At 69.0% G+C, this 25,932-nt stretch carries 22 protein-coding genes, 1 tRNA gene and 8 pseudogenes; 14 read left to right on the forward strand and 17 right to left on the reverse strand.

The genetic code is table 11. The annotated features are described in order from the left end of the window. Nucleotides 1-12 precede the first annotated feature (12 nt). Together ACIBL4_RS37675 and ACIBL4_RS37680 are read left to right on the forward strand one after the other, a co-directional pair. Complete coding sequence (locus ACIBL4_RS37675; protein WP_399416318.1) at nt 13-639, forward strand: GNAT family N-acetyltransferase; 627 nt, start codon at nt 13-15, stop codon at nt 637-639. Next, entirely contained in the window at nt 572-1,090 is a 519-nt protein-coding gene (locus tag ACIBL4_RS37680) for a hypothetical protein (protein WP_399416423.1), read from the forward strand. Before ACIBL4_RS37675 ends, ACIBL4_RS37680 begins: the two co-directional genes overlap by 68 nt. A 42-nt stretch (nt 1,091-1,132) precedes the next feature. On the opposite strand, the pseudogene ACIBL4_RS37685 reads toward ACIBL4_RS37680, so the two are convergent. Beyond that, a pseudogene (locus ACIBL4_RS37685) lies at nt 1,133-1,428 on the reverse strand (recombinase family protein); the annotation flags it as partial. A gap of 41 nt (nt 1,429-1,469) precedes the next feature. Next, nucleotides 1,470-2,147, reverse strand: a pseudogene (locus tag ACIBL4_RS37690) (IS5 family transposase); the annotation flags it as partial. On the opposite strand from ACIBL4_RS37690, the gene ACIBL4_RS37695 reads away from it, so the two are divergent. After that, nucleotides 2,082-2,213: a hypothetical protein gene (locus ACIBL4_RS37695; RefSeq protein ID WP_399416425.1), complete on the forward strand. Its 132-nt coding sequence runs from the start codon at nt 2,082-2,084 to the stop codon at nt 2,211-2,213. The pseudogene ACIBL4_RS37690 and the gene ACIBL4_RS37695 overlap by 66 nt on opposite strands. 151 nt (nt 2,214-2,364) lie before the next feature. Here ACIBL4_RS37695 and ACIBL4_RS37700 read toward each other — a convergent pair whose 3' ends face one another. Continuing rightward, nucleotides 2,365-3,267 (reverse strand): serine hydrolase, encoded by a 903-nt coding sequence (locus ACIBL4_RS37700; protein WP_399416319.1) that lies wholly within the window; start codon nt 3,265-3,267, stop codon nt 2,365-2,367. 1,072 nt (nt 3,268-4,339) lie between these two features. On the opposite strand from ACIBL4_RS37700, the pseudogene ACIBL4_RS37705 reads away from it, so the two are divergent. The 4 genes and pseudogenes from ACIBL4_RS37705 to ACIBL4_RS37720 all read left to right on the forward strand — a co-directional run. Further along, nucleotides 4,340-4,902: pseudogene (locus ACIBL4_RS37705) on the forward strand (VanW family protein); the annotation flags it as partial. A gap of 29 nt (nt 4,903-4,931) precedes the next feature. Next, nucleotides 4,932-5,126 (forward strand): annotated as a pseudogene (locus tag ACIBL4_RS37710) (MOSC domain-containing protein); the annotation flags it as partial. 188 nt (nt 5,127-5,314) lie between these two features. After that, nucleotides 5,315-7,615, forward strand: coding sequence for an FdhF/YdeP family oxidoreductase (locus ACIBL4_RS37715; protein WP_399416320.1), 2,301 nt, complete (start codon nt 5,315-5,317; stop codon nt 7,613-7,615). Nucleotides 7,616-7,782: 167 nt separating this feature from the next. Beyond that, nucleotides 7,783-8,169, forward strand: coding sequence for a DUF6919 domain-containing protein (locus ACIBL4_RS37720; RefSeq protein ID WP_399416321.1), 387 nt, complete (start codon nt 7,783-7,785; stop codon nt 8,167-8,169). Between the two features lie 107 nt (nt 8,170-8,276). Here ACIBL4_RS37720 and ACIBL4_RS37725 read toward each other — a convergent pair whose 3' ends face one another. Next, nucleotides 8,277-8,621: a hypothetical protein gene (locus ACIBL4_RS37725; protein ID WP_399416322.1), complete on the reverse strand. Its 345-nt coding sequence runs from the start codon at nt 8,619-8,621 to the stop codon at nt 8,277-8,279. 79 nt (nt 8,622-8,700) lie between these two features. Between ACIBL4_RS37725 and ACIBL4_RS37730 the strand changes: the two genes are divergently transcribed. Further along, on the forward strand, nt 8,701-9,033 hold the full coding sequence (locus ACIBL4_RS37730) for a hypothetical protein (RefSeq protein WP_399416323.1): 333 nt from the start codon (nt 8,701-8,703) through the stop codon (nt 9,031-9,033). A 253-nt stretch (nt 9,034-9,286) separates the two neighbouring features. Next, nucleotides 9,287-9,544, forward strand: coding sequence for a hypothetical protein (locus ACIBL4_RS37735; protein ID WP_399416324.1), 258 nt, complete (start codon nt 9,287-9,289; stop codon nt 9,542-9,544). 40 nt (nt 9,545-9,584) lie between these two features. Here ACIBL4_RS37735 and ACIBL4_RS37740 read toward each other — a convergent pair whose 3' ends face one another. From ACIBL4_RS37740 to ACIBL4_RS37760, 5 genes and pseudogenes are all read right to left on the reverse strand, one after another. Then, nucleotides 9,585-10,505, reverse strand: coding sequence for a methyltransferase (locus ACIBL4_RS37740; RefSeq protein WP_399416326.1), 921 nt, complete (start codon nt 10,503-10,505; stop codon nt 9,585-9,587). Nucleotides 10,506-10,613: 108 nt separating this feature from the next. Then, nucleotides 10,614-11,428, reverse strand: a pseudogene (locus ACIBL4_RS37745) (IS5 family transposase). Nucleotides 11,429-11,477: 49 nt separating this feature from the next. Further along, entirely contained in the window at nt 11,478-11,633 is a 156-nt protein-coding gene (locus ACIBL4_RS37750; RefSeq protein WP_399416327.1) for a hypothetical protein, read from the reverse strand. Nucleotides 11,634-11,968: 335 nt separating this feature from the next. After that, nucleotides 11,969-12,961, reverse strand: a complete 993-nt coding sequence (locus ACIBL4_RS37755; protein WP_399416329.1) for an immunity 49 family protein — start codon at nt 12,959-12,961, stop codon at nt 11,969-11,971. A 68-nt stretch (nt 12,962-13,029) separates the two neighbouring features. After that, nucleotides 13,030-13,914: an NAD(P)-dependent oxidoreductase gene (locus tag ACIBL4_RS37760; protein ID WP_399416330.1), complete on the reverse strand. Its 885-nt coding sequence runs from the start codon at nt 13,912-13,914 to the stop codon at nt 13,030-13,032. A gap of 112 nt (nt 13,915-14,026) precedes the next feature. Here ACIBL4_RS37760 and ACIBL4_RS37765 point away from each other — a divergent pair, with 112 nt between their 5' ends. After that, entirely contained in the window at nt 14,027-14,620 is a 594-nt protein-coding gene (locus ACIBL4_RS37765; RefSeq protein WP_399416331.1) for a TetR/AcrR family transcriptional regulator, read from the forward strand. Between the two features lie 53 nt (nt 14,621-14,673). Then, a pseudogene (locus tag ACIBL4_RS37770) lies at nt 14,674-15,022 on the forward strand (IS5 family transposase); the annotation flags it as partial. Between the two features lie 48 nt (nt 15,023-15,070). Here the strand turns inward: ACIBL4_RS37770 and ACIBL4_RS37775 are convergent. Further along, nucleotides 15,071-15,144: transfer RNA gene (locus ACIBL4_RS37775), tRNA-Met, on the reverse strand. A gap of 374 nt (nt 15,145-15,518) precedes the next feature. Then, on the reverse strand, nt 15,519-15,689 hold the full coding sequence (locus tag ACIBL4_RS37780) for a DUF5670 family protein (RefSeq protein WP_279541689.1): 171 nt from the start codon (nt 15,687-15,689) through the stop codon (nt 15,519-15,521). 1,435 nt (nt 15,690-17,124) lie between these two features. On the opposite strand from ACIBL4_RS37780, the pseudogene gvpJ reads away from it, so the two are divergent. Together gvpJ and ACIBL4_RS37790 are read left to right on the forward strand one after the other, a co-directional pair. Beyond that, nucleotides 17,125-17,370 (forward strand): annotated as a pseudogene (gene gvpJ, locus ACIBL4_RS37785) (gas vesicle protein GvpJ); the annotation flags it as partial. A 115-nt stretch (nt 17,371-17,485) separates the two neighbouring features. After that, nucleotides 17,486-18,208: a GvpL/GvpF family gas vesicle protein gene (locus tag ACIBL4_RS37790; RefSeq protein WP_399416332.1), complete on the forward strand. Its 723-nt coding sequence runs from the start codon at nt 17,486-17,488 to the stop codon at nt 18,206-18,208. Between the two features lie 223 nt (nt 18,209-18,431). Here the strand turns inward: ACIBL4_RS37790 and ACIBL4_RS37795 are convergent, their stop codons facing one another. Next, nucleotides 18,432-18,656: a DUF5133 domain-containing protein gene (locus tag ACIBL4_RS37795; protein ID WP_399416333.1), complete on the reverse strand. Its 225-nt coding sequence runs from the start codon at nt 18,654-18,656 to the stop codon at nt 18,432-18,434. Between the two features lie 662 nt (nt 18,657-19,318). Next, the gene (locus ACIBL4_RS37800; protein ID WP_399416335.1) at nt 19,319-19,696 is read right to left on the reverse strand and encodes an STAS domain-containing protein; all 378 of its coding nucleotides are present in this window, start codon (nt 19,694-19,696) and stop codon (nt 19,319-19,321) included. A gap of 146 nt (nt 19,697-19,842) precedes the next feature. Between ACIBL4_RS37800 and ACIBL4_RS37805 the strand changes: the two genes are divergently transcribed. Next, nucleotides 19,843-20,322: an ATP-binding protein gene (locus ACIBL4_RS37805; protein ID WP_399416336.1), complete on the forward strand. Its 480-nt coding sequence runs from the start codon at nt 19,843-19,845 to the stop codon at nt 20,320-20,322. Between the two features lie 58 nt (nt 20,323-20,380). On the opposite strand, the gene ACIBL4_RS37810 is transcribed toward ACIBL4_RS37805, so the two are convergent. From ACIBL4_RS37810 to ACIBL4_RS37825, 4 genes and pseudogenes are all read right to left on the reverse strand, one after another. Beyond that, nucleotides 20,381-20,587 (reverse strand): peptidase inhibitor family I36 protein, encoded by a 207-nt coding sequence (locus ACIBL4_RS37810; protein ID WP_399416337.1) that lies wholly within the window; start codon nt 20,585-20,587, stop codon nt 20,381-20,383. A 557-nt stretch (nt 20,588-21,144) separates the two neighbouring features. Then, nucleotides 21,145-21,402, reverse strand: coding sequence for a hypothetical protein (locus ACIBL4_RS37815; RefSeq protein ID WP_399416338.1), 258 nt, complete (start codon nt 21,400-21,402; stop codon nt 21,145-21,147). Nucleotides 21,403-22,286: 884 nt separating this feature from the next. Continuing rightward, a complete protein-coding gene (locus tag ACIBL4_RS37820; protein WP_399416339.1) occupies nt 22,287-24,455 on the reverse strand; it encodes a prolyl oligopeptidase family serine peptidase in 2,169 nt (722 codons plus the stop codon). A gap of 665 nt (nt 24,456-25,120) precedes the next feature. After that, nucleotides 25,121-25,885, reverse strand: a pseudogene (locus ACIBL4_RS37825) (IS5 family transposase). Nucleotides 25,886-25,932 lie beyond the last annotated feature (47 nt).

Raw genomic sequence — 25,932 nt, forward strand, 5'->3', positions numbered from 1 at the left:
GAATGACCAGCCATGCGGATTCGACAGGCAGGGCCTGATGACGCCTCGGCGGTCGCTAGTGTCCACGTGCGCTCCTGGCAGGTGGCCATTGCCGGTCTTGTTCCGCAGCACTACCTCGACGCCATGGACCCAAGCCACGAAGAGTCCGGCTGGAAGTCACGTATCGCAGCGACACAGTGGCCATCGTCGGGAGTGCTGGTAGCCGAAACCGAGGCCGGGATCGTCGGGTTCGCAAGTTTCAGCGCGTCTGAGGAGAGCTCTGCCACCGCGGAAATCGGCACGCTCTACGCGATGCCCGAGGTCTGGGGCGCTGGGATCGGAAAGCAATTGACGGCGGCAGCGTTGACGACTCTCGGACAGGCGGACTACGCACAGGCCGTCTTGTGGGTACTCGAAGACAACGAACGAGCGCTGCGCTTCTACGAGGCCGGAGGTCCGGCCGCCGCAAGCGATAGGTCTCGCCGAGGGAATGGCAGCCGGGCGCGGGCCGTATTGTCAGCTCGCCGCACCTGGGAGACTTCAGATCGAGTCGGGATGGGACGGAGCGGTACACCTCTACACCACACCAGCGGTGGCCGCCGATCTGGCGGGACTCCATGGGGAGGGCGTGACGTTCCTGTGGCGAGACGCGGCTCCTGAACCCATAGAGGTCTCGGACCCCGTCCACACCGTCGCGGACGCGGGTTTCTGGGCGAGGGTGGCGGAGGCGTCCGAGCGCCTGACCCTGGTCTGCGAGCGCTGGGCGTACGGCGCTCACGGATGCAGATGGTTCCGCGCGACGCCGGAGAGCACAGCCGAAGTGGCCCGGCTACTGCGGCCGCGGTCGCTGGTTTGCGTGGCCACCGAGCCGGAGCTGAACCCTAGAGCGGAGCTGCTGCCAGACGACTTCACCGCCTTCGTGGCCCCGCTGCCGCACGGCGAACTGGCCCACCGGAACTACCCCGGTGGAGCCGACACACTCTCCGAGGTCACGGATGACGGTTTCTCCCTCATGCTGGCCGATGCGGCGCTGGGCGACTGGTGCGCCGTCGTACCGGACACGGACGGGGTGGCCAGGGGGCAGTGGGAGACTCCGGGGGTGAGTAGTTGAGGTACAGGAAATTCCGGTGAGAACGATCTTGCTGGGGTTCGCCTACCTCGTGTGAGCTTCAAGCTGACGGGGGACGGCGCCAGCGCGCAGTTCGCGCAGAGGTGTGATTGTAGAGAGTGCCCGGGGAGACGCCGAGGAGCTTGGCGATCGAGGTGATGGAGCGGCCGGGGTCGGGCAGCAGGTCGCGGGCGGCGGCCAGGCCATCGTTGGTGCCGATGACGATGAGGGACGGATGACTCCGCGAGGGCGGCGAAGACGTGGAAGACGAGCCGGCCGCCGGGGGTGGTGGTGTCCAGGTTCTCGTGGAGCGAGGTGAAGCCGATCCCTCGGTCGCGTAGCTCGGTGCGTCGTTCGTATCGGATCCAAGCCGTTTGAACTAGTGCAGCCATGCGAAGGCGCGCTCAACCACCCCACCGCACCTTGCCCAGACCGGAACCGTGGGCGACCCCTCGGCGGGCGATCATCGGCTTGATGCCACGCTTCCACAGCAGGCGGCGGTACTTGTCGAAGTCATAGCCACGATCGGCATAGAGGCGTCGAGGCTTGTGACGAGGCCGTCCTCGGAGTCCCCGGATTGGTGGGACCGCGTCCAGCAGCGGAAGCAGCTGGGTGACGTCGTGCCGGTTGCCGCCGGTGAGGGTGACGCCCAGCGGCGTTCCGTGGCGGTCACGATCAGATGATGCTTGGAGCCGGGACGGGCGCGGTCGACCGGGGAGGGTCCGACGTGGCCCCCCTTTGAGCGCCCGGATGTGCGAGCCGTCCACGGCGCAGTCGTCCAGCCCAGCAGGTCGGCGTGGCGCAGCTCGGTCAGCAGAGCGGCGTGCAGGCGAGACCAGATGCCAGCCTCGGTCCAGTCCCGGAGGCGGCGCCAGGCCGTCACCCCAGAGCAGCCCACAGTCTCAGCCGGGACGTCGCGCCATTCCGCGCCGGTCCGCAGCACGTACATGACGCCGGCGAGGGCCGCCCGGTCGGGAACGCGCAGCCGACCGGGATGGCGGTGGCGCCGTTCAGGAGCCGGGGGCAGCAGAGGAGCCACACGATCCCACAGGTCGTCCAGAACAAGATCAACACGCACCTGGACACCCTGTCGGACAAGATCACTGAGCACAAGATCCGCGACTGACTCATTCTGAAACGATCAGTTAAGCAAGGCCACGGGTGACCCCTGCGTCCACACGCTGGATGCCTCCCGAATGCACAGACAGATGCTGCTGCTCGAAGTAAACGAAGCTACTCCGGCCACGAGGCCCACACGGCGCGGGATCAAGACTGACCTAACGGAGCCCTACTGGCCTCGTGGCATCTGCGGCAGCCGGCGTGTGACGGGCATGGGCGCTGGCTGCGTCGATCGCCGCTTTCACCGCCCGTTCGACCAGCGAGATGCCGCCTTGCTTCGACGTGTTGCCGCTGCTGAGAACCGAGAGCAGGTACCGGTGCCCCGGCAGCCTGACCTGTCCGATGCTGTTGATGACCCACAGCCCGGTTGCAGTGCGCTGCAGCCAGCCGTTCTTGAGCCACCAGCGGGAGGATGCGGCCGACACTCCCCAGTCCTGGCCTTCCACGATGTCACCCATCAGCTCCCGGATGTAGGCCTGGGATTCCGGGTTCAGCCCTTCGCGCGTGCGGGCGGGGTCCGCCATCCCATGGGGGAAAACCGACTGCAACAACCGGATCTGGTCCTTCGCTGTCGTCTGGGTGAGGCCCCAGTGGACGCCGGGCCCGCCATGTGTCGAGGAAAGCCCCAGCCGTTCGTTCGCCGCGTCGAGGCCTTCTCCCTCGCCGATCGCCCGCCACAGGAGGTCCGCCGCGTCGTTGTCGCTCGTCGTGATCATCGCCTCGGCGGCCTGGCGCTCCTCATTCGTCAGTTCGCGGCCCTCATCCTGCGCCTGGAGCAGCAACGCCGCGAGAGTGTCCACCTTGCTGATGCTCGCCGTGGTGAACAACACGTCGCCCTGGTAAGACGCGATCTCCCGGTCAGCGCTGTTCAGGTCGAGCACGGCAACCGCCAACCGGGTGTCACCGTCCATCAGCACCGGCGCGAGCGACCGCTCAAGAGCCGCGCCAAGGCTGGCTGACGGCGGCCCCGCCACTTCGGCGGCCGGCGCACTACTGTGCGTTAGGGACGTCTGCACGTCGTCGAGCGTGCGGGGAGAAGAACAGGCGGTGAGCGACGCCATGACCGCGGCGGTGGCGCAGGCCGCCACGGCGTGCGGGCGGAGGGCGACGCAACGGGGTCTTCTGAGCTCCTCATGCGCCCTGTTGAGCTGTCCATCGGGCATAACGGCCAGACCTCGATATTCCTGTGGAGGGAGAGGGGAAAGTCAGACAATATGACATGTCAGCATTGGGTGCGGTGATCAACAGCACGGCAGGCGTGTCCTTACGTGCAAGCGGCCCGCACCCGTCGTCGAAAACGCCGGCAGCCGACCCCGGCCCGGTCACCGCCAGTGTCGTGGTCGTCCATCCGTCGGCCGGGTCGTCGCCGGAGATCCAATGCCCGAACGCCTCGCGGGTGTAGCCGCCGCGGGATTCGGTGGCCAGCGGCAGACTCGCGACGGCATCGGGGAGGGGAACGGTCTCGGCCGTGTGGGCGGGCGGTGAGGTGGTGAGGGGACGGGACGGTGAGGAGCGCGACGGGCAGGCGCACGTCCGCCAAGCCGGAGCCATGAAGTAGGCGTCACCCTGCGGGCCGCCGGTCTGGTTGGGCTGGGGGATGGCCGGGAGGAGCCCGTAGACCGCTCCTTCTCTCCCAGGTACAGCCGCAGCGACGCCGGCGCCAGACGGCCGTCTCTCAGCCGCCGATCGTCCCTGCCGCCAGGGCGCCGACAGCAGGGCAGGAGCAGCACGCCGTCGGGGGCGCGCGACCGCCCGAAGAAGGCGCGTTACACGGTCGGTGCGCCCGGCGGGGACGCCGTAGGTGAGCGGTCACAGTCCGTGATCATGGCCGATAAGTCCTCCTTTTCGTCAAGCCGGCCTAGGCCCTGCCGGACGCCTCGGAACCCGGAGATGCGGCTATCGCCTGCCAAAGGATTGAGACAACGCCACGCCGAGTGCGTATCGCTTGACAAGCAGACCGAAGACACACCTCTGCGGTCCGGCTCACCAACAGACGATATCGAGCCGATCTCCGGCGTAGACCGGTCAGTTCAGCACATCACTGGTCTGCCGGCACGGATTCCACGCAGCGCTAGGCGGGCCGTGGTGGCGCCCCGCCCCGGACCTGGTTCGTCGAGGAGGACTACCGATGGGTACCGCACGAAGAACATCGGACGGGCCGTGCAGCTCATCAAGGGCTCCCTGGTCATGCCCGAGGAGACCTGGAGCTTCAACCGGACCGTGGGCGAGCGCACCGAGGCCAACGGCTTCGTCGAGGGCATCATGATCCTCGACGATCAGTTCACCAAGGCGCCCGGTGGTGGAGTCTCCGCCGTGGCCACGACCATGTTCAACGCGATGTTCTTCGCCGGGGTCAAGCCCTTGGAGTACGGCGCCCACTCCTTCTACATCGAGCGTTACCCGGAGGGCCGGGAGGCGACGGTCGCCTGGAGCAGCCTCGATCTCAGGTTCGCCAACGACTCCGGCAGCGCCATCTGCGTCCAGGCCGAGTCCACCGACACCTCGGTGACCATCACCTTCCTCGGCACCAGGAATTACGACCGGATCACATCGGTTGCGTGCCGCAGACCCCGCTCGAGGGCTTCGACGTCACCGTCGAGCGGGTCTTCCACAACGACGGCAAGGAAGTGAGGCGGGAGCCGTTCCGCACCCACTACACCCCACATGACGAGATCACCTGCGAAACGCCCCGGTGATCCGAGAGTGGCCGGCCTGACCCCCGGCGGTGAAGCTGCTCTCCGTCAATGTCGGCAGGCCCCGCCCCAACCCTTGGAAGGGTCTCAGCGCGACAGGCATCGACAAGCGGCCCGTCGACGGCCCGGTCGCCGTCGTCGCCCCCGGCCCCAAGGGCACCGGCGCGGTCGGTCTTGTCGGAGACCGGGTCTACGACGTGAAGCACCACGGCGGTTCCGACCAGGCCGCCGTCCACGGCAGCCGGCGACTTCGTCGACGTCAGGTGAGGGTGCCGGACCTGGCTGCGGTTTGCCCCGATACGCCCGGTAGAAGACTGGCTGTTCTGACGGCCGGGAATTGCTCGGAGTGAGGCGACGGCTGCGGTCGACTTTGCTCTCGCATACGATAGTCCACGTATAGGGCAAAGAGGCAGTCATGGCTGAGAAACCGATCAACCCGTCCGTATCGGATGTGACCTCGTCAGGACCCGAGAAGGCCAGCGTCGGAATTCACGGCATCACCGAATCCGCGCGGTATTCCATGGCCGAAATGGGGCCGAAGCGGAGTCTGCAGACGCTGTTGAAGGTGAACCACGTCGACGGTTTCGACTGTCCGAGCTGTGCGTGGGGCGACCCCGATCCCGACCACCGGAAGATCGCGGAGTTCTGCGAGAACGGCGCGAAGGCCGTCGCCTGGGAGGCCACGCGCAAACGCGTCGACGCGGCGTTCTTCGCCGAGCACTCCGTCGCTGACCTGCGGGAGCGGGACGGTCACTGGCTGGAGTCGCAGGGCCGGCTGGCCCAGCCGATGCACCTCGCCCCCGGCGCGACGCACTACGCGCCCATCTCGTGGGAGGACGCACTCGCGCTCACCGCCGATCGCCTGCTCGGCCTCGCCGATCCGAACCGTGCCGTCTTCTACACCAGCGGCCGGACGAGCAACGAGGCCGCCTTCCTCTACCAGTTGCTGGCGCGCAGGCTCGGCACGAACAATCTGCCCGACTGCTCGAACATGTGCCACGAGTCGAGCGGCGAGGCCCTGAGCGCGACCATCGGCGTCGGAAAAGGTCTCATCACGATCTCCGACATCACCGATTACGCGGACTTGATCATCATCGTGGGCCAGAACCCCGGCACCTGCCACCCCCGCATGCTCAGCGCGCTCGAACAGGCCAAGCGGCGCGGCGCCCGCATCATCGCAGCCAACCCGCTCCCCGAAGCCGGGTTCGGCCGCTATCACAACCCACAGACCGCGCGCGGCCTGGTCGGCCCGGGCACGCAGCTCGCCGACCGCTGGCTCCCGGTGCGCATCAACGGCGATCTGGCCCTTTTCGCGGGCCTGAACCGTACCCTGGTCGACCGGGAGGACTCCCAGCCGGGCTCCGTGCTCGACCACCACTTCATCGACCGGTACTGCGACGGCTTCGAAGCGGCCGCAACGGCATGGCGTGCCCTGGACTGGTCGCAGATCGAGACGATGGCCGGCCTGCCCCGCCGCCTGATCGAGGACTGCGCGGCCGACGTGCTCGCCGCGGACAGCGTCATCGTCTGCTGGGCGATGGGCCTCACCCAGCACCGCAACGCCGTGGCAACCATCCGCGAGATCGTCAACTTCCTCCTGTTGCGCGGCAATATCGGGCGCCCCGGTGCCGGGCCCGCCCCGATCCGCGGGCACAGCAACGTCCAGGGCGACCGCAGCATGGGCATCTGGGAGAGGATGCCGCAACCGTTCCTGGACAGGCTCCGCGACGAGTTCGGGTTCGATCCGCCCCGTGCCCATGGCCTGGACACCGTCGGCTCGATCAAGGCCATGCGCGACGGTGAGGTCGACGTGTTCATGGGCCTCGGCGGCAACTTCGCCGCGGCCACGCCGGACACGCAGGTCACGGAGACCGCGCTGGCCAACTGCGCCCTCACCGTCCACGTCGCGACCAAGCTGAACCGGTCCCATCTGTGCCACGGCACCGAGGCGTTGCTTCTGCCCTGCCTCGGCCGCACCGAGCGCGACCGGCAGGTCTCCGGTGAGCAGTTCGTGACGGTCGAGGACACGATGGCCATGGTGCACTCGTCGCACGGACGGCTCCTTCCGGGATCACCGCACCTGCGCAGCGAGGTCGCGATCGTCGCCGACCTCGGGCACGCTCTCTTCGGCGACGACCTCGGCTGGCGCGGCATGCGCGACGACTACGCCGTGATCCGCCGCCACATCGAGCACGTCTGCCCCGGATTCCACGCATACGAGGAGCGCGTCCGGCAGCCCGGCGGCTTCATGCTCCCCAGGGCACCGCGCGACTCCCGCACCTTTCCCACGTCGACCGGCAAGGCGCAGTTCACGGTCAACCCACCGACCGCGCCCGAAGTTCCGTTGGGACACCTGCTGCTGACGACGGTACGGTCGCACGACCAGTTCAACACCACCGTCTACGGCCTCGACGACCGTTACCGCGGCATCAAGGGAGGACGGCGGGTCGTCTTCCTCAACGGGGAGGACCTCCGCGACCTCCACCTCCACGACGGCGACCTGGTCGATCTGATCAGCGTCAACCCGGACGGTGAACGCCGCGCCCCCGGCTTTCGCGCCGTCCGCTATCCGACGCCGCGCGGCTGCGCCGCCGCCTACTACCCGGAGACGAACGTGCTGGTCGCCCTGGACTCCACGGCCGAGACCAGTAACACGCCGGTGACCAAATCCATCGTGATCCGCATCGAACCCTCCGACGGGGGAGCTTCGGTGTGACGGTCAGGTCAGAGGCGGGACTCACCCCGCTGTGAGGTCGGGTCCGGTCCCGGCGGCCCGGATCCGGAGACCAAGCCCTTGGTGGAGGTCCTCGCGGCCGCCAACGACGGGGGGTTCCTCACCGAAGGCTCTCAGCCCGGCGAAGTTGCCACGTTCCATGAACTGCCGTGGCGTCAGCGGGCGTCGTCTCCGGATTCGTCGCGGACCCGGCGCTCGCCCGGGCCCTGTGCGCGCGGGCCGCCGAGGCCGGGCTGGTCCTACGGGCGTACCGGCCGGGAAGCCGCCTCGACGAGAACGGGGAACGGAACGCGGTCGACGTCACGACGTGGGGCTCCCGGGTCAACACCGGGATGGGGAACTGGGTGCCGGCGCGCGCGGTGCGTCGGATCCTGCCTGGGTGCGACCGCCTGGCCGTGCGCGAGGTCGCCCGGGCCTGGCAGGTCACGCTCATCGACCCGGTATGGGGGCGCAACACGGTGCTCTGGCCCGTTTTCGGCGAGGTCCTCGGCTCCTGGCACACGGATGCGCCAAGTCGGCATCTGGATCGGCAGTAGAAAGTGTCCGGGATTGCCGTCAACAGCCCCGGACACCGGACCATCATCCACCCGGAGCCCCGCTCGTGCGGGGCTCCGGCCGTTCCCGGACGCACAGACCATCGGGCCTAGCGACCACGACTCCTGCCCAGGAGCGCACTGAGTCCCCGTCGTCCTGACACGCGGTCACCGGCAGGCGGGGTCTGCGGATCAGGCCGCCTGTACAGCCAGGCGTCCTCCGTGCCGGTGCTCTCCAACGACTCGCGGGCAGCTTCCACGAACGAGGCGAGGGCCTCTGCCAGGGGCTCCAGCACCTCGCGACACTGTTCGATCAACTGTTCACGTGGGGTGTCCCGCAGCTTCAAGGGAGCGCCGGGGATGGCGGCCAGGGCCATCATCACGTCCTGGCACTCCGAGACCGCTTGGACGAGGTCTTCGGTGGCATCGGCCACCGAGACCGGCCCTTCGACCATGACCCGAGCACGACAGCGTTCCCTGCCTGCCACCGCCCGGCGCATCCTGCGTGAGTCTGCTACCCGCGAGGACGGTTACGTGCCCGCCGATGTTCTGCGCGGTCCGCACGGCGAGGGCAAGCTCACCGGCAGCAGTGGCGCGTTCAAGGCCGCGCTGAAGCGCGGCGTCCGTCGCAATTGGTGGATCGCGGCCCAGGTCTCCCCTGTCCTCGCCGAGGGCCCCGGATTCGGAAAGGTCGCCGGCTACCGCATCCGCACTGCTGCCCTTCCCGCGTTTCAGGCCGCTGTCGCCACCCACCAGCAGGGCGAGCTCGCTAGCCAGAAGGACTGCCTCGCCGAGACGATCACCGGCAGCCGGAAGAGACGGCCCGCTACGCGCGGATCGCGCGCCCAGGAGGCCTGCGCGTGCTGATCGCGGATGCTGCCACCGGCCGCCGCGAGCCTGAGATCGACGTCTAGCGCCTGCATGAGTACCCCACGCGCAACGTGGTCCCGCAGCGCACCGGCCGCGCCCTTGCGGACACCCACGAGTGGCTGACGCTGCTGACAGACCGGGCCCTGCGCACGTACCCGTACACGGTCATGGGATCGGCGATCGACCAGGACGTACATCGTGGCGGCTTCCTGCGGCTAGAGCCGAACGTCGCCCTGGAGGCGCGCTCGAGATGGCCGACTGGACGGTGGAGCCGACCGCCACAGCTGTCGACGAGTTGCGTGTGCGGTACCGGGGGAAGGACCACTGCCCGTCCATGTACGCCGTCCCCACTGAGGGTCGCCAGTACTGCACACGGTGGCGCGGCCACCGCGACAATCACCAGGACGACCGGACGCTGCACCAGTGGCAGGACGACGCCCCGCAGCCTCCCGTGTGGTGGCTGACGGACCTCGGCCCGCGGCCAGGGGGGACGCTGGCCCGGGCCTGACCCGCAGGGCATCACTCCGCCCAGCGGCCCTACGCTGGGGTCAGGCGCGTCGGGTGATCAGGACGTCGAAGCGCGCGCGCTCGATCAGGCCGCCCCTGTCGTTGTGTTCGGTCAGCAGGGCGAGTACTCGCTCCTCGAACTCCTCCAGCCGGTCCCTGAACAGGGGACGAGAGGCGAAGGACGTCGAGTACAGGTAGCCGATGACCGTCTGCGGTGTCCAGGGCCGCTCGACCGGGATCGTGTGCTCTTCGACGTCGGAGAAGGCGGACTCGGCGAGGATCTCCCGGTAGGGGCGGTCGTGCGCCGAGTAGGTCCTGCCCTTTCCAGCCCGGCGTTCGTTGCCGGTGTACTCCTGGATCAGGGACCGCAGGGCGTCCGTCCACGTCGAGCGGGCCGTCCAGAGGCTGCCGTCTCCCATGACGACGACGGCAGCGTCTTTGGCCGTGCAGCCATCCAGCAGCGATAGCACGGCCGGCTGGTCCATCCAGTGGAACGCCCGGCAGACGGTGACCACGTCGGCCGCCCAGTCGGCGTGGGGCGGGACGAACTGCTCAGCCGGTTTGTTGTGCAGACGGATCGTCGTGTCGGACAGACCGGCCAGAGCCTTGTCGGCTTCGGCCAGCATGCCGGGACCCCGTTCAACGACGTTTGTCCGCTGGCGGCGAGGGCGCCTTGCACGTCGCAAGCGAACTCCTGGCGCGGCGGGCTCCGGTTCCTTCAGGTCGAGGTAGCTCGCTGCTCGATAGGCGAGGAACATGCCTCGTGTCTTGCCTCGGCTCTCGGGCAGCAGTCGTTCACCTTCGCTGATGAGGTGGTGGGCGCGTCCGGTGTCGCCGAGGTCGAGGAGGGCCTGGCCGGAGTCCACCGCGAGATCGGCTTCGGACACCCAGGCGCACCAGGCGGGCCGGTCGGTGTCGGCGCCGTTGAGGTGTTTCTCCGCTGCGGTGAGGGCACGCCGCACGGCTCGTCCTTCGTTTCGGTCGCCTCGTGCGGCGAGGGTGCGGGCGAGGCGTAGCTGGAGCAGGCAGCGGGCAGCGGGGTTCTGGGCGCGGGCCAGGGCGTAGAGGTCCTAACAAAGGCGTTGGACGTGGCGGTGGGTGATCAGGCATGTGGCGAGGCCGAGGAAGGCTTCGTGGATGTCGTCGCGTCGTTCCCAGCGGATCCGCAGACGCCGGAAGCCGTGCAGCCAGGAGATCGTGCGCTCGACCACGTAGCGGAAGATGCCGAGGCCGCTGCCGTGTTCCTGTCCTCGTTCGGCGATCACGGGGCGGATGCCGCGCTGCCATAGCAGCCGGCGGTACTTGTCGTGGTCGTAGCCGCGGTCGCCGAGCACTACGTCCGGGCGGCGCCGGGGCCGGCCGCGCTTGCCCCGCACCGGCGGTACTGCCTCAAGGAGTGGGCTCAGCTGGGTGACGTCGTTGCGGTTGCCGCCGGTCAGGGTGACCGCGAGCGGGATGCCGGTGGCCTCGGTGATCAGGTGATTCTTGCTGCCCGTCCTGCCCCGGTCGACGGGGCTTCGTCCGGTCTTGGATCCCCTTTTAACGCGCGGATGTGAGAGCCGTCGACAGCAGCACGGGAGAAGTCCAGGGCGTCCGCGCTGCGGAGCTTGGCGAGGAGGAACTCGTGCAGCCGAGGCCACACTCCGGCCTCGGTCCACTCGGCCAGGCGCCGCTAGCATGTCATCCCCGAACCGAAGCCAAGTTCCTGCGGCAGGTGTTCCCAGGCGATCCCGGTATGCAGCACGAACAGGATGCCCTGGAACACCAGCCTGTCCGGATGCCGCTTGCGTCCTGGATGCCGGGTCCGACGCTCGACCTTGGGCAGTTGCGGCTCGATCACTGACCACAACTCGTCATCGACTTCCCACGGCTTCGGCCGAGCCACCCCGCACCCCCGGATCAACGGTCCCGGAGCGATCCAACCACCTCGAAGATCATTTTGTTAGGAGTTCTAAGTAGTCCCTATCGCCGCTGAGGGTAAGCACGATGACGGCGATGATCGTGCCCAGTACGGATAACGCGCTGATCCAGGTCAGCGCCTTCGCCATGGCCGACGAGGAAGTTGAGGGACTACGGCTGGTCTCAGTCACGGGGAGATACTCCTCCAGTTCTGGGGAGTCTTCTGCGACGCGGGGAGAAGCCGACGGGATCGGCTTGATGGGCGTGTCCAACCCGGCTTCTCCCCGGGAGATCGTGCGGTGCAGGTTCCGTGCCGGTGCGCCGGCAGGACGTCGACTGATCGAAGCCAAGTACGCAGCGCACCAACACCCCCTGTGGCAGCGGCCTCCGTCGAAGGCGTCAAAGGTCCACTTCGCCCTGTCATCGAAGCGCTGCCGCGGTCCCGGTCAGCCGGGGGCGGGCGAAGTGGCGGTGAAGTGGCGTACGGATGGCAGACGGACGTCCGTCCCTCGGTACCGACCCCGGCCTACTTGGCGGCCCAGCAGCCCAAATTGTTCCGGTTCCCCTCCGCTGCCCGGCGCGGCGCGTCCGGCGATCCCAGCAGACCGTACGGCAGATACCCGGACCGGACACCGAGTTCCCACCCATGGACCTGGACGGCGAGACAGGCCAGGGCGAGGGTGCCGAGGGGGAGGAGGGACCGGGGCGCGGGATCACCGGCATCGGCCTCGACGCTCTCCCGGTACGCGACCAGCCGGGCGACGAGGGCGTCCTCGAAGGCGTGCTGGTCGTCGTCGAGGAGTACGCGGAGCAGCCGCTGGTCCGCGCTCAGCGCGTCGCCGACCTCGTCGAGCCGCCGGGCGGCCTCCGTGCGCTCCCCGGCGTCCGGCTTGCGCAGCGGAACCGTAGGCCAGTCGCGGGGCAGATGCCCGGCCGCTTCGGTGAGATAGGGGCACAGGGCGTCCATGGCGGCGAGGTCGGCGGGGTCGGAGACGGAGGCGTACCGGTTGTAGGGCACGCCGTCACGGATGGCGGGCGCGTAGTCACCGCGCAGCAGCAGCCCGGTGACCCGCTCCCAGTCCCACACATGCCCGCTGACGACACACATCTCGAACATGTCGAGCCAGGTCCGCGCGGTGGGCGCCTCCTTGACGACGTCCCGGAAGGTGATGGGCCCGTCCCCGAACTCGTCGTCGTCCGGGTCCGTGCTGATCCGCTCCCCGACGAGGGGGAACCGGAGTTCCTGGTCCCCGCTCGGGAAGCACATGATGCTCAGCACTCCATGCACACACTCCGCGGCGGTGACGGCGACCGTGCTGGCCGCAGCGTCGAGCCCCGGCTCCGTCACTGTTCGCGCGGCGACATGGTCGAGCAGTTCGTCCGCCATGGCCCGGATCAGCGTCGGCGAAATGCTGCCGTACCGCAGCGAGTGCCACCGCGTGTAGGCCCGCCCGCCGATGTCGTCGAGCGCCTCGGCCAACCGCTGCTCGCCGACTTGATGGCACGTCACATTCCGCACGTACCCCGTCCCTTCATGAACTCCACGACTGGACGCAGCACGTTATCAACGGGCACTGACAGCACTAGCTAACCCTGTAGGCCGTCCTGGGTGCGTGACTCGATCGCGCGCAGGACGGCCACCATGTCCTCGTGGCCGTGGCCCAGCGTCACGGTCTCCTCGAACAGGGCGTGGCAGACGTCGAGCAGCGGCGAGGCGATCCCCGTCTTGCGGGCGGCCTCGGCGATCAGCCGGTTGTTCTTCAGCACGTCGTGGGCCGCCGCCTGCACCGCGAAGTCGCGGGCGTACAGCTTCGGCGCTTTCATATGGGACACCCCGCTGGCCATGGGGCCCGCGTCCAGGACGTCCAGGAAGAGCCGGCGGTCAAGCCCGTGCCGGTCGGCGAAGTGGTAGGCCTCGGACAGCCCGGTCACCAGCGTGATCAGGAACAGGTTGACCGCGAGCTTCATCAGCAGGGCGTTCGGCGCGGGGCCGCAGACGAACGTCCCCCTGCATAGGGGTGCCAGCAGCGGCCGTACGACCTCCACGGCCGACGTGTCCCCGGCCAGCATCGCCACCAACTGCCCGTTCTCCGCGGGCACCCTGGACCCGGAGACCGGCGCCTCGACATAGCGCCCGCCCGCCGCGCGCACGTCGGCCTCGAGCGCGCGCGAGTATTCGGGCGACGTCGTCCCCATGTGGACCACGACGCGTCCGGCGACGCGCGCCGCGAAGTCCGGTGTGCCGCGGCCCAGCGTGGAGTCGATCGCGAGGTCGTCGGCCAGCATGAGGATCACGGCGTCCGTCCGCGCGAATACCTCGGCGGGATCCGCCGCCACCTCGGCGCCGGCCGCGCGCAGCGGAGCCGTGCGGGCGGCCGTGCGATTCCAGACCAGCAGCGGGGTGCCGGCCCGGGCCAGCCGGAGCGCCATCGGCTGACCCATCACCCCCAGACCGATGAAGCCGACGTCCATGGGGACCGCCCTCCGTGCGAGGCGTCGTCACGAGTCATGACGGCTGTCATAGTAGCGCGCTTTATGACGCCGGTCATAGAGTGAGTGCCGATGCGTCGAGACGGAGGTCACGATGGCGGTGTCCGAGCGCGGGCCACGCGAGCGGATGGTGTTCAGCGCGGCCCAGCTGATCCGGCGGGACGGGGTCACCGCGACCGGCATGCGCGACGTCGCCGCGCACGCGCGGGCGCCGCGCGGCTCCCTCCAGCACTACTTCCCCGGCGGCAAAGAGCAGCTCGTCAACGAGGCGGTGGAGTGGGCCGGCCGGTACGCCGCCCAGCGGATCGCCCGCTTCCTCGCGTCGATGCCGGAGCCGACCCCGAGCCGGCTGTTCGCCGCGATGGTCCGGCAGTGGACGGAGGAATTCGCCAGAACCGGCTTCGAGGGCGGCTGCCCGGTGGCCGCGGCGGCCGTGGACTGCGCACAGTCCACCAACTCCACCCGCGCGGCGGCCGCAGCGGCGTTCGCCCACTGGACGCGCCCGGTCGCCGAGGCGCTGACGGACATGGGAGTCCCGGCGGCCCGGGCTGAACCACTCGCGACGCTCATGATCAGCACCCTAGAGGGCGCCCTGCTGATCGCCCGCGCCGAACGCGACGACCGGGCCCTGACGACCGTCGTGCGGGAACTCGGACCGCTGCTGGACGCGAGCGTCGACAGCTACTAGGACTTGTCCGCCCGATCATGTGACTGTCTGGCTGTTGGCTCGTTGGGTCAGGCATGGGGCGGGGTGACTTGACGGATGCCGAGTGGGAACGGCCTGCGGCCGTTCCTGCCGGTGAGCAACAGACGTTGTGGCCGGTGGCGAGACCACCGGCAGGTGATCAACGGGATACTGCACCGGGTGCGGACCGGAGTTCAGTGGCGGGATCTTTCCTAGCGGTTCGGCCCCTGGAAGGCCGTTTACGAACGGCATCGGCTGTGGTCGGCCGACGGCACGTGGGAGCGTCTGCTGCAGCAGGTCCAGGCCGCCGCCGACGCCGCAGGCGAGATCGACTGGGACATCTCGGTCGACTCCACCATCGTGCGGGCTCATCAGTACGCGGCTGGTGCCCGCGTCGATCTTCCAGACGCTTCCGGCCCCTCCCGATGTCGCATCGGAAGGGGCCGGTTCTCGTAGCGGGGACAGGATTTGAACCTGCGACCTCTGGGTTATGAGCCCAGCGAGCTACCGAGCTGCTCCACCCCGCGTCGGTGCTCCCACCCTACGCCACATGGAATGCTCCAGGACTACCGGGCATAGCTCGCCCACGGCGGCGGGGGACGAACTGCTCACCGGCCGCCCGCCGTGCTCAGAGTGTGTGGGCCGGACTGGAAGAGGTGTAGAGCCACTGCGGCCTGCGGCGGCAGATGCTGTTTGTCGGGCGCGGCGTGCGGGTGTCGGGTGGCTGGGGTCCGGTGGTTTGGAGGCGCAGGTTCCACTGCTTCACCGGGCCCCAGCTATGAGGCCCGGTTCCCGGGAGGGTGGTAGTTACACCGTTTGCCCGGAGGGATGTCCTGATCCGGGACATGCCTGGGGGCCCCGGATGTATCCGGGGCCCCCAGGCATGTTGCTGTGTGGTGGGTTACCAGCGATACCAGCGGCCCTTGCGGCCGCCGGTGTCCGCGGAGCGCATGACGAAGCCCAGCAGCCAGACGACCAGCACGATGACGGCGATCCACCACAGTGCCTTCATCGCGAAGCCCGCGCCGAAGAGGATCAGAGCCAGGAGAAGAACGAGAAGCAGGGGAACCATAGTTATCAACCTCCGTCGCTCCTGGTGCCCGGCGAATGCAAGAACACACGGTCGATTTCCCTGGTTTCTCCACTGCTCTTGCGGGAACTGAACCCAGATTCTCCACGGCGTTCACCGCACTGCCGGGCCGGTGGGCGGCTGTCGGTTCAGTCGAGTTCCACGCACAGTGGCCGCCGGAACCGCCCAGAACGTGACACGTGGCTCCGCTACGGCCCACCCCGTCGGCGCAGCGTGGTGCCCGGAAGGTGGGGCACTGGCACGGTCGGCCCCGGCGTGCTCTTCCTGCTGGGCGTCGGGCTGTGCGAGACGGTGCCGCTGGCGGTGCCCGCCCTGCCCGGGCTGCCGATGATGCGCGGCCCGGGTCAGGAGTCTTCGCATACAGAACGCCCGGTCCTCCCCGCGCCGGTGCCGCCCCCCCACCACCCGGCGATGGCATGTGTGAGGGTTTCTTGGCCCAGCGGTGACGTTGACGATGGGATACCGGGGCACACGAACCCGGCAGGGTCCGTACGGGTGTCCGGCAGGAGGAGCCAGTGGCGGGTCATGAGGTCTATGCCGTCAGCGCATTGTCGGTGGTGGCCGCGATACTGCTTGCGCGATGGTGCCTGGCGGGCCGACGTGGCAGGCCGCGCACTGCTGCCGTATCCCGCCGTGCCTCGCGCTGGACGGCGCCGAGGAAGGCCCGACGCACGGGATCCACCGCGGCCCAAGCCGAGCAACGCCTGCCGACGGACGCGCCATGCGCTCAGCGGGCGGCGCAGGAGGCCGAAGACCTTGTGCACGGCTACTGGCGCCAGCTCAGTCCCCTCTACCTGTCCAAACGCGATCACCATCAGCACTGAGCCGGTCGGGCAGCGGGCAGACGATGAGCCCGGGGGAGCGCGTAGATCAGCTCTATGCGGGCATGCGACGGGTGGCGCTGCTGGGGTGAGTGACGCGGCGGCACGGTATCGATGACCGTACCGCCGCGCGCCCTTTTCAGCCTCGGAGCCTGTCGCGCGAGCTCCGCTCAGTACGGGTCGTAGCTCTCGGCGTCACAGGCCCAAGTGGTCTCGCATGATGTTGTGAAACGCGTAGACAGGCCCAAGCCAGCGCGCCCACTGATGGGGCCCGTCGCCTGTGGCAGTGCCCCCTGACGTGTTTGCCATCGGGCCACCTCATTTCGCCGCCCTCTCACTCCGGCGAAGAGCCGAGGGCGGCGGACGGTTGCAGGTCTCAGACACACGCCGGAGCCGCAATCGGCCCGTTTCCCCCCGTGGAATATCGGTTTGGTGCCGTGTAGCGGGGTTACTAGCTCGCGTTGGGCGTGCTGGGATCCGGTGTGGCGGCTGCCTGGACCGGGCGAGCGTCCGCTGGCGCGGTAAGGGAGCTGGTCAGAGTGAGTGTGGTTTCGGCTCAGGGCGGTGGCGGAGGAGGTTCCAGCGGTCTGTATGACGTGCTGGAGCTGGTGCTGGACCGTGGACTGGTGATCGACGCGTTCGTCCGGGTCTCCCTCGTCGGGATCGAGATCCTCAAGATCGATGTGCGGGTTGTGGTGGCGAGCGTGGACACGTATCTGCGCTTTGCCGAGGCGTGCAACCGTCTTGATCTTGAGGCGGGCCCGCGCAAGCCGGCAGGGCTGCCCGAGGTGGTCAGTGGCCAACTTGGGCAATCCGGGGGCCAGGCCAAGAGCAAGCCAAGAGCAAAGGGGCCCTGTCCGGAGCAGCGGAGGCCCTTTCGGACGCGTTCCAGCAGGCTCGCGGACAGGAAAGGGAAACGGAGGGCGCACGACCCCGCCGTCGTGGCGAGGAGGAGCGGTGAGCACCTACGTCTACGGCATCGCTCACGCCTCACACCCCTCCATGCCGCACCACACCGACGGCATCGGCGAACCACCGCATCCGGTGCGCGTCCTGCGCGCCGGCGACTTGGCCGCCATCGTCAGCGACGCACCCGACAACCTGCGCCCCAAGCGCCGCGACCTGCTGGCACACCAGGCGTGCTCGCCAAGGCCAGCGAAGGCGCAGTCGTGCTGCCGATGCGGTTCGGCAACTCGCCCCGACGATGAGGCGGTGACGGCGATGCTGACCGAGCATGCGGCCCACTACCTGCAGCGACTGCAGGATCTGGACGGCATGGCTGAGTACAACATCAAAGCCACCCCCAACGAAGAGGCTGTGCTCCGTCTGGTGATGGCGCAGAACGAGGACATCCGCGCGCTGGCCGAGGAAACCCGCCAAGCAGGCGGCGGCAGCCAGGAAGAGAAGCTGGAACTGGGCGAGATGGTCGCCACAGCCATCCAGGCGCAGGAGGATCACGATGCGGCTCAGCTCCGGCCCGAACTCGAGTCGGCCGCGGCAGCGGTCAGCGTCGGACAGCAGAGCACCGGATGGCTGGCGAACCTCTCGTTCCTGGTCGAACGCGACAACGCCGACCGGTTTCTGGCTGCGGTCGATGAGGTGCGGCATGCACACCCCCACCTTGAGCTCAGGGTCCATGGCCCGCTTCCGCCATACAGCTTCGTAGAACCGCCGACATAGCGCGCAACCAGCAGCGAGCGCGGGCCGCTCCGGCGCCTCCCACCCCATGACGGTGAACGAGACGGTCATCGCGCTGATCCGCCCGAAGCCCGACCTGGACCTGGTCGCGGGGGAGTCGGCCGAAGAGGTCGCCGCCGCGCAGGTCGCCGCCCGTGCACCCGACGGGATCGGGCCCCTCACCTCCTACGCCACCGAGGTCGCCCTACCGGTGAAGGGCACCTGCTCAGCGATGGAGAGGCTGCTCGCGTCGCATCGCGTCGGCCAGGTGCTGGCGGGCAACGTACAGCGCTGTGTCCAACTGACGGGTTCCGGTGACCACGCACAGCGTGTAGGAGGCGTCCTCGAGCTGGCGTTTAGTCTTCTCACTGCCGCTGGACGCCGCGCGCTGCCTGAGCGTCTCGCAGCGTTCGACGAGTTCCCGCAGGAGCGAAGGATGTGGTCTGAGCATGCGGGCTGCCTCCGTCCTCGCCCGTTCGGACCTGCCTGCTTCACTCCTACGGTCGCAACCCTTGGCGCCCGCCGCACCCGGAGATCGAGGGACCGCCGGGTCAGGGGCGACGTATGGGACCGGAAGCCCGATTGTTGGTTTCGCCACCGTAGGCACCGGATAAGCGCCTGCTCAGCAGCTCCTGTGGGCGCTGTAGGGATTCTGGCTAGCTCGGGCACTCCCATTGGTGCGGACCGAGCCCCTGCCATTCGACTGCGCCAGGGAGATCGAGGTCGTTCTCGTAGCCGGTCAGCCCGACCTTCTCCAGGAGCCGCAGGAGCTCCTGGTCCGAGTGAGCGATACCGATGCACCTTTCTGCCTCCGGGCAGCGCACGATGACTTGTCGCCCGCTTTCTCCGGGAACCGGCGATTCCACGATGACCAGTGGCACGATGTCGCCCCCCTCTCGCGATGGGGCAAGGTGATCAGTCCGGCGTCGCTCTCTTCACGCCGCTGTCGCCCATACACCCTGTGTACGACGGGTGTGAGGACCCCGCGACCGGAATAGCAGCCTGGTCCTCGCGGGCCGCCGCGGTGCGCACATTGCTTGGGGCTGGATGGGGCTGTCCGGGCCCCAAGCCGCCCCGGCGGACGTCAGCGCGTGCAGGCGCCCGAGGGGCTGGTCAGTTGGTGAGTGCCTCACGCAGGGTGGGGCGGCAGTCGATGAGGGCGTCGACACCGACGATCTGCAGGGTGCGCATCACTGATCCGGCGGGGCCGACCAGGCGGAGCCAGCCGCCTGCCGCGGTGACGGCCTGGTGGGTGGCGATGAGGATGTTGATGCCGCTGGAGTCGATGAAGGTGACCTGCCGCATGTCGATCACGATGCGGGGCCGGGCGGTGTCGGAGACGTCCAGGGCCTGCCTGAGCGGGGCGCCGGTGTGGTGGTCGATCTCGCCGGCCAGGGTCAGCACGCGGATGCCGTCGGTGGCGGTGACCTCGACCGACAGCCCTCGGGGCTGCTGGGTCTTCTCGGCGTCCGTCATGGGTTCCTCAGGCATGTCGGTCATACTGGCACGTCAAGACTTCCACCTGGAGTGCTGCCCCGCCTAGCGCGGGTAATGCCTTGGCGACTAGACGTGAGGCGTATGCCGCGGGTGGGTGGGTACGCGCGGGGGTGTGAACGGGGCATTAAAGGCGGGCCGCGATGGAACCAGTGTCAGTGGGTGAGGACAGCGAGGCCCCGTATGAGCAGGCCATACAGACCACGGTGGCCCTGGAGGGCGACGGCACGTGCATCGCCCGCGCCCGCCACCTCGCCGCGGACTTCCTCACCCGGGTTCAGGCCGAGCATGGCCTGCCGGTCTCGCAGCGTGCCATGGGCCTCACCCAGCTGGTGGTCAGCGAGCTGGTCACCAACGCCCGCAAATACGCACCCGGCCCGGTGCTGATGGACCTGCGCGTCACCGGCGACACGGTCGAGATCGTGGTGTGGGACTGCGATCCGGTACTGCCGGTGGCCAGGGCCGCCGACGCCGGACGGGTGGGCCAGCACGGTCTGGAGATCGTCATGGCCGTCGCGCAGGGCTTCGAAGCGCAGCGGGAGCCGGTCGGCAAGCGCATCACCGCCCGCGTCGCCTTGCTGGACGACCCCGGCGGCGCCATCACCGGGCGACGGCCCCTGTAGGACAACGCGGCCGCCCCCAGGCGCCAACCGGCTCAGGTCCGCCCCGGGCTGTGGGTGGTCAGCCGCAGTCGTTGCGGTTGATTTTCAGGGAGCGGGTCTGGTCGTTGAGGTTGTAGCCGCGAAGGTCGTGGATGGAGCCGCCGCTGCGGGTGACGCACACCCACGGGCCGCTGTGGTTGCGCTTCTCATACACCCGGGCGGTGCGGTCGGAGTTGTTGCGGATGGAACTGCCGCGGTCACGGATCGCGGAGGGAAGGTCCTTCACGCTGCCGTCCACCGCCCGCCTCACCCACGGCTGCCCACCGAAGTTGATCTCGGGCTAGATACACACCTAACCGGACGGGCAGTCGATCGCGGCCCGCGCCGCGCTGGCCTCACTGGACGCGGCAGCCGGAGCAGCCATGGGCAGGAAGGCCAGAGCGGCGACGGCCGCGGCACGCATACATTTTTGATCGCGCACTACACATACTGGCCGCTGGGCGCCCTCCGGGCAGTAATGCCTGCGGGTTCACTCCAATGGAACCGCCTCTGCCCGGTGAGGGGTTCGCGCAGCACATCAGCATGCTGCAGGCAACTGGCCCAGCTCGCGCAGAGCCAGGGCAAAGGCCGCAGCGCGCGGCCTGGCGGGGACATCGCTGAAGGAGTACCGCGAGCTGACCCGGCGCCTGCCCGAGGAACGCGCCGCGTACCAGGGCGTGGAGGCGGGTGCGCGGCGAGGCGCCTCGGTGGGGCGGGCCAGCCGGTGCCGGGCAGCTCGCCCTTACCGGCGGGCTAGGCGTTCACCAGGTGTGTGGCGGTGACCGCTTCCCGGGTGGGGGCTGGTTATTGGGTGGTGTGGGTGAGCCAGCGGTGCAAGGCGGTGTGGACGTATTCGGGCAGAGTGCTGAGGTGGTCGATGGCCTCGCGGTCGCCGGGCATGGGGGCGACGCCGGCGGTGGTCAGTGCCGCGTGGAGTTCCAGGCGGTGCACATCGCGCGGGGCGAGGGTGATGTTGAGGCGCTGGGTGGGGCTGGGCGGTGGCAGCAGGAAGTCGTCGTGTGCCCAGGACGGCCGGTCAGGCGTGGTGGTGGGGTGGGCCATGGACAGGCTCCTCTCAACGCTTGGGTTGCAGAGGGGGACTTCGCGCGAGGGGACGCCGGTTGCGGCCGGCGTAAAGGTCCACCCGGATGCAGCAGAGCGGCTTGGAGTGCTCCTATGACCCGGTGAACTGCTTGGCACGCGTCCACAGCGTCGGCCTGCTCGCTGCCGTCCCGGCCGCCACGGTGCAGCGCCTGCTGGGCGGCCGCGCGGGCCGCCTGGCCGCCGACCGGGCCCGCGACATCGACCTTGGACCACGTCTTCCGCGTGGACTGGCCCTACATTCCGACCCCGGGGGGCGGCCGGATGCCCTCTGCGGCCGGGCGCCCGGCAGGTGGCCAACGCGCGACAGACGGCGGGAAGGGAGCGGAGCTGATGGCGGGGAAGCGGGAGGAGAACCCGGCGGGGTCGTCGAACAACCTGCGCGGCGACGTGCTGCGCGTGCTCGGGGTGCTGAACGTCGCGACGGTCGAACAGATCCAGCAGATCGCAGCCCCGCACCTGAGCTACCGGCACACCGACAAGCCGCGACGCCCTCGAAGCGGAAGCAGGCCCGTACCGCCTCGCACCTCGGGGCGCTCTCCGATCTGCGCAATACGGCCTGGCGGAGAACGGCGGGCAGATCTCGGGTGGGAACACGCTGCGCAACCTGACGCCCATGGGCCTGAAGGCTGCCTCCTACGAGCTGGGGCGGGTGGGGGAGATGGGCAACCCGGCCCGGGGCGCGGGCCGCACCGGTGCTTCCCACCCGATGGTGCTCAACGACGCCGTGCTCGCGTTGCTGCGCCGGAAGCCGGACCTGGCTGAGCTCGCTGGCGAGCCGGCTGAGGTCCTCGCTGCCGCGCAGGCCGCGGTCGATGCACCGGACGGGTGTCGAGAGGGCACGGTCAGGGCTGGAGTCCGGTGTGGGTGGCGCAGAAGGCGAGGGCGTCGGCCTCCATGTCGATCCAGCGGGAGGCGGCGCGGGGGCCGTGGCCGACGCCGTCCTCGCAGCGCAGGACGACGGGTTTGCCGCTGGTGGTGGCGTGTTGCAGGGCAGCGGTGAATTTGCGGCTGTGGGCGGAGCCGACGCGGAGGTCGGTGCGGGCGGTGACCATCAGCACGGCGGGATAGCGGGTGCCGGGCTGCACGCGGTGGTAGGGGGAGTAGCTGAGCAGGACGTCGAGGTGGTCGGGGTTGTCGGGGTCGCCGAACTCGTTGATCCACCATGGGCCCATGCCGAGGCGGGGGTAGCGGACCATGTCGGTCGGGGCACCGTGGCAGACGGCCGCGGCGTAGAGGCCCGGGTCGCGGGTGATCGCGGTGGCGACCATGAGACCGCTGTGGGAGGCGCCTTTGATGGCCAGCTGGGCTGGGGTGGTGTGGCCTTCGGCGATCAGCCAGCGCGCGGCCGCCGCGTAGTCGGCGAACGCGGTGGGCTTGTTCATCGCCATGCCGGCCTGGTGCCAGGTGATGCCCCGTTCGCCGCCGCCGCGGACCCCGGCGATGGCGTAGATGCCGCCGGCGGCGACCCAGGCCAGGATGGTGGGTGAATAGGCGGGGGCGGCGGTGGCGCCGAAACCGCCATAGGCGGTCAGCAGGGCCGGGCGTGGCCCGGGGCTGCAGTGGGCGGGGGTGATGAGGAACAGCGGCACGTCGGTGCCGTCCTCAGACGGGTAGGTCAGTTGCCGCACCTCGGCCTGCGGCCGCTTGTGCGGTGGCGGGTCCGCGGCTGAGGAGGGGGTGTCGGCCGCGGGCAGCGGCACGGCGGACGCGAGCGGTGAGGAGACGGCTGGGGCAACGGCTAGGTCGCCGTCGGCGGCTGGGATGTCGGGGTGGCACCGCTGGTCGTGCAGGCTGAAGCGGTAGACCGTCGGGGCGGTGACGAAGTCGCTGTAGGTGAACCATGCCTGGTCCGCCTCACCGGGCGGCACGGTGAGCTTCGTGACCGTGCCGCAGCCGGTCCCCGGGGTGTCGATCTCGGCCAGCAGGCGGCCGGTGCTGTCGTGCAACGACAAACCGGCCACGCCGCGTCGCGCGGAGCTGACCAGGAAGCGCGGCGAACCGGTGCCCGGCTCGACCAGGGCGACACATGACGAGAGCACCGTGTCCCGATCCGGAGTGATCAGCGGCGTCCACGCCGCGGCGTGCGGGCTGTCGGGGCCGATCCGGCAAACTCTTCCACCGGGTGCCCCATCGGTGGTGATCACGTACAGCAGGCCGCGAGGGCCGAATTTGACCAGCGCCTGCACACCCGTGGCCGTGCCGTCGTGCACCCGCTGCAGAGTGGGGGCGTGGGTGGGCGCGGCGGTCAGGTCGGCCAGGTAGACCTGGTTGCCGCACTGCGCGCCCGGGGCGCAGCTGACCATCAGCCAGTGCCCGTCCGCGCTGGTGGACACCGACAGCTGCCGGTTCCCGGTGGCGAAGACCACCGGGTCCACGCCCGGATCCTGAGGGCTGTCGAGCAGCCGCAGCCGCACCTGCCGGTCACCACCGTCGGCGGGGCAGGTCACGTAGTAGAAGCCGGCGTCGCCGGGCAGCCACGCCACCGGTGTGCCGCGTCCCGGGCGCACCGGGAGGCCGACCTGGCGGCCATCGGCTACGTCCACCACCGTCAGTACGGGCTTCTCGCTGCCGTGGGACGAGACCTGACAGGCCAGCAATCTGCCTGACCATGACGGCCGCCAGGCGTCCAGCGTCGTGCGCCCGGACGCGTCCAGCGCCACCGGGTCAACCACCACCCGCTCGCCCTGCCCGGCCGTGGCGGCCACCAGCACAGGATGCTCGTGCCCCGCACCGCCCCTCAGGAAAAACCGGCACCGGCCCCGCCACACCGGCGGCGACTCCACGGGTACCGCCTGGCTGCCCGCGTCCGCAAAGTGCCGCAGCAGCGACCGGAACACCGGCCGTGTCCTCCACCCGTCCGCCTGCTCTGCCAGCCATTGCTCCTGGTCGGCCAGCCACTCCTTGCACGCGGCGTCCTCATCGTCCTCCAGCCACCGGTAGGGGTCCTCCACCCGGCGGCCGTGCACCTCGTCCACCACCACATCACGCCTGGCCAACGGCTGTGCTGCCATGGACGGCACCTCTCTCGAGACGTCGAGACGACGTGCGGCGACCCCTGACGGGGGCCGCCGCACACAGGATTCGGGTCAGTCGCTGTCACCCGCGAAGAGGGCGACCTGCCAGTCGGCGAGTACCGCCACCTCATCCGCCGGGAGAGGGAGACCGAGGGCGGTGAGGATGGGGAGCTCATTCATGGCTTTTCTCCTTTTCCTTGACATTCGTCCGTTACGTGACGGGTGCCCGCTCTCCCAGCCGGAAGACTGCTCCATTGGAGTGAAACGACCTCAGGCGCGCGACGATGAGGAATCACCGGCACAAACGGCAGGACGCCGTACACGGAGAGAGTCCGCTGCGGGGCAAAGGGCGAGTTGCATGCGCCAAGGAATCCATCCTGTGTTATCAATCCCGGCCCATGAGCGGCAGGAGCTCACTCACAGTCCCACCGCAAGCCCCAACTGACGTCGCAATAAACCGACATCGCAAACCCGGTCAGGCAGTGACAGGTACGTCGTGCGACTGCCGCGCAGATGGCGGGCCCGTTCTGCTGCCGTGTAACCCGAAGGACTCCAAGCGGTGGTCCGATTTGTGCTTTGCACACAACTGCGGGAGTCGTTTCGCAGTGACTGTGGGAACCAACGCCCGCCTCACCACGTAGGACACGGTCTAAGACCGTGTCCTACGTGGTGAGGCGGACGTATCGCTTGTAGCAGCAAAGGGCGGCGGCGAGTCCGAGGAAGGCCAGGTAGTTGCGGGGATGGCGTTCGTAGCGGGGGCTCAGGCGTCGGTAGCCGGACAGCCAGGACACGGTCCGCTCGATGACCCAGCGGCGTCGCCCTAATCGTTCGCTGGACTCGATCCCTTTGCGGGCGATGCGCACTCCGATGCGTTTCCAACGCAGCCATTTGCGCAGGTCGGCGCGGTCGTAGGCTTTGTCGGCGTGGAGGCGCTGGGGCTTGAAGTAGCGGCCGTTGTGGGGGTCGTGTCTCGTTTGGTGACCCTCGACCATGGGCTTGAGCCCTTCGCTGTCGTGGGTGTTGCAGGCCGAGATGCCAACGAGGAGGGGCAGTCCGTTCGTGTCCGACAGGATGTGCATTTTGGAACCCGGCTTGCCGCGGTCCACGGGGCTCGGACCTGTGTGTTCGCCCCCTTTTTAGCCCTGATGTGTGCGGTGTCGAGTACGACGCGGGTGACGTCGATAAGGCCGGCATCGTTGAGCCGGTGCAGCACGGCCTCGTGCAGGCGACCCCAGACGCCAGCTCTCGACCAGATCAGAACCGACGGTGGGCAGTCGACTTCGATTGATGATGGCAGCAAACAGCGTCTCATCAGGCGTGTCCGGCGTTCCGCCGCCCTGCGGCCGGACTTTCGACGGCGGGATCAGCAGCTTCGCGATATCCCACAACCCGTCCGGAACAATCCAACTCCACGTACCCCGCCCCATGACCAGACCAGCGACGCCTCACCAGTAGGACACGGTCTAAGGGTTGT

Source organism: Streptomyces sp. NPDC050416, assembly GCF_044458845.1.
Taxonomy (GTDB): domain Bacteria; phylum Actinomycetota; class Actinomycetes; order Streptomycetales; family Streptomycetaceae; genus Streptomyces.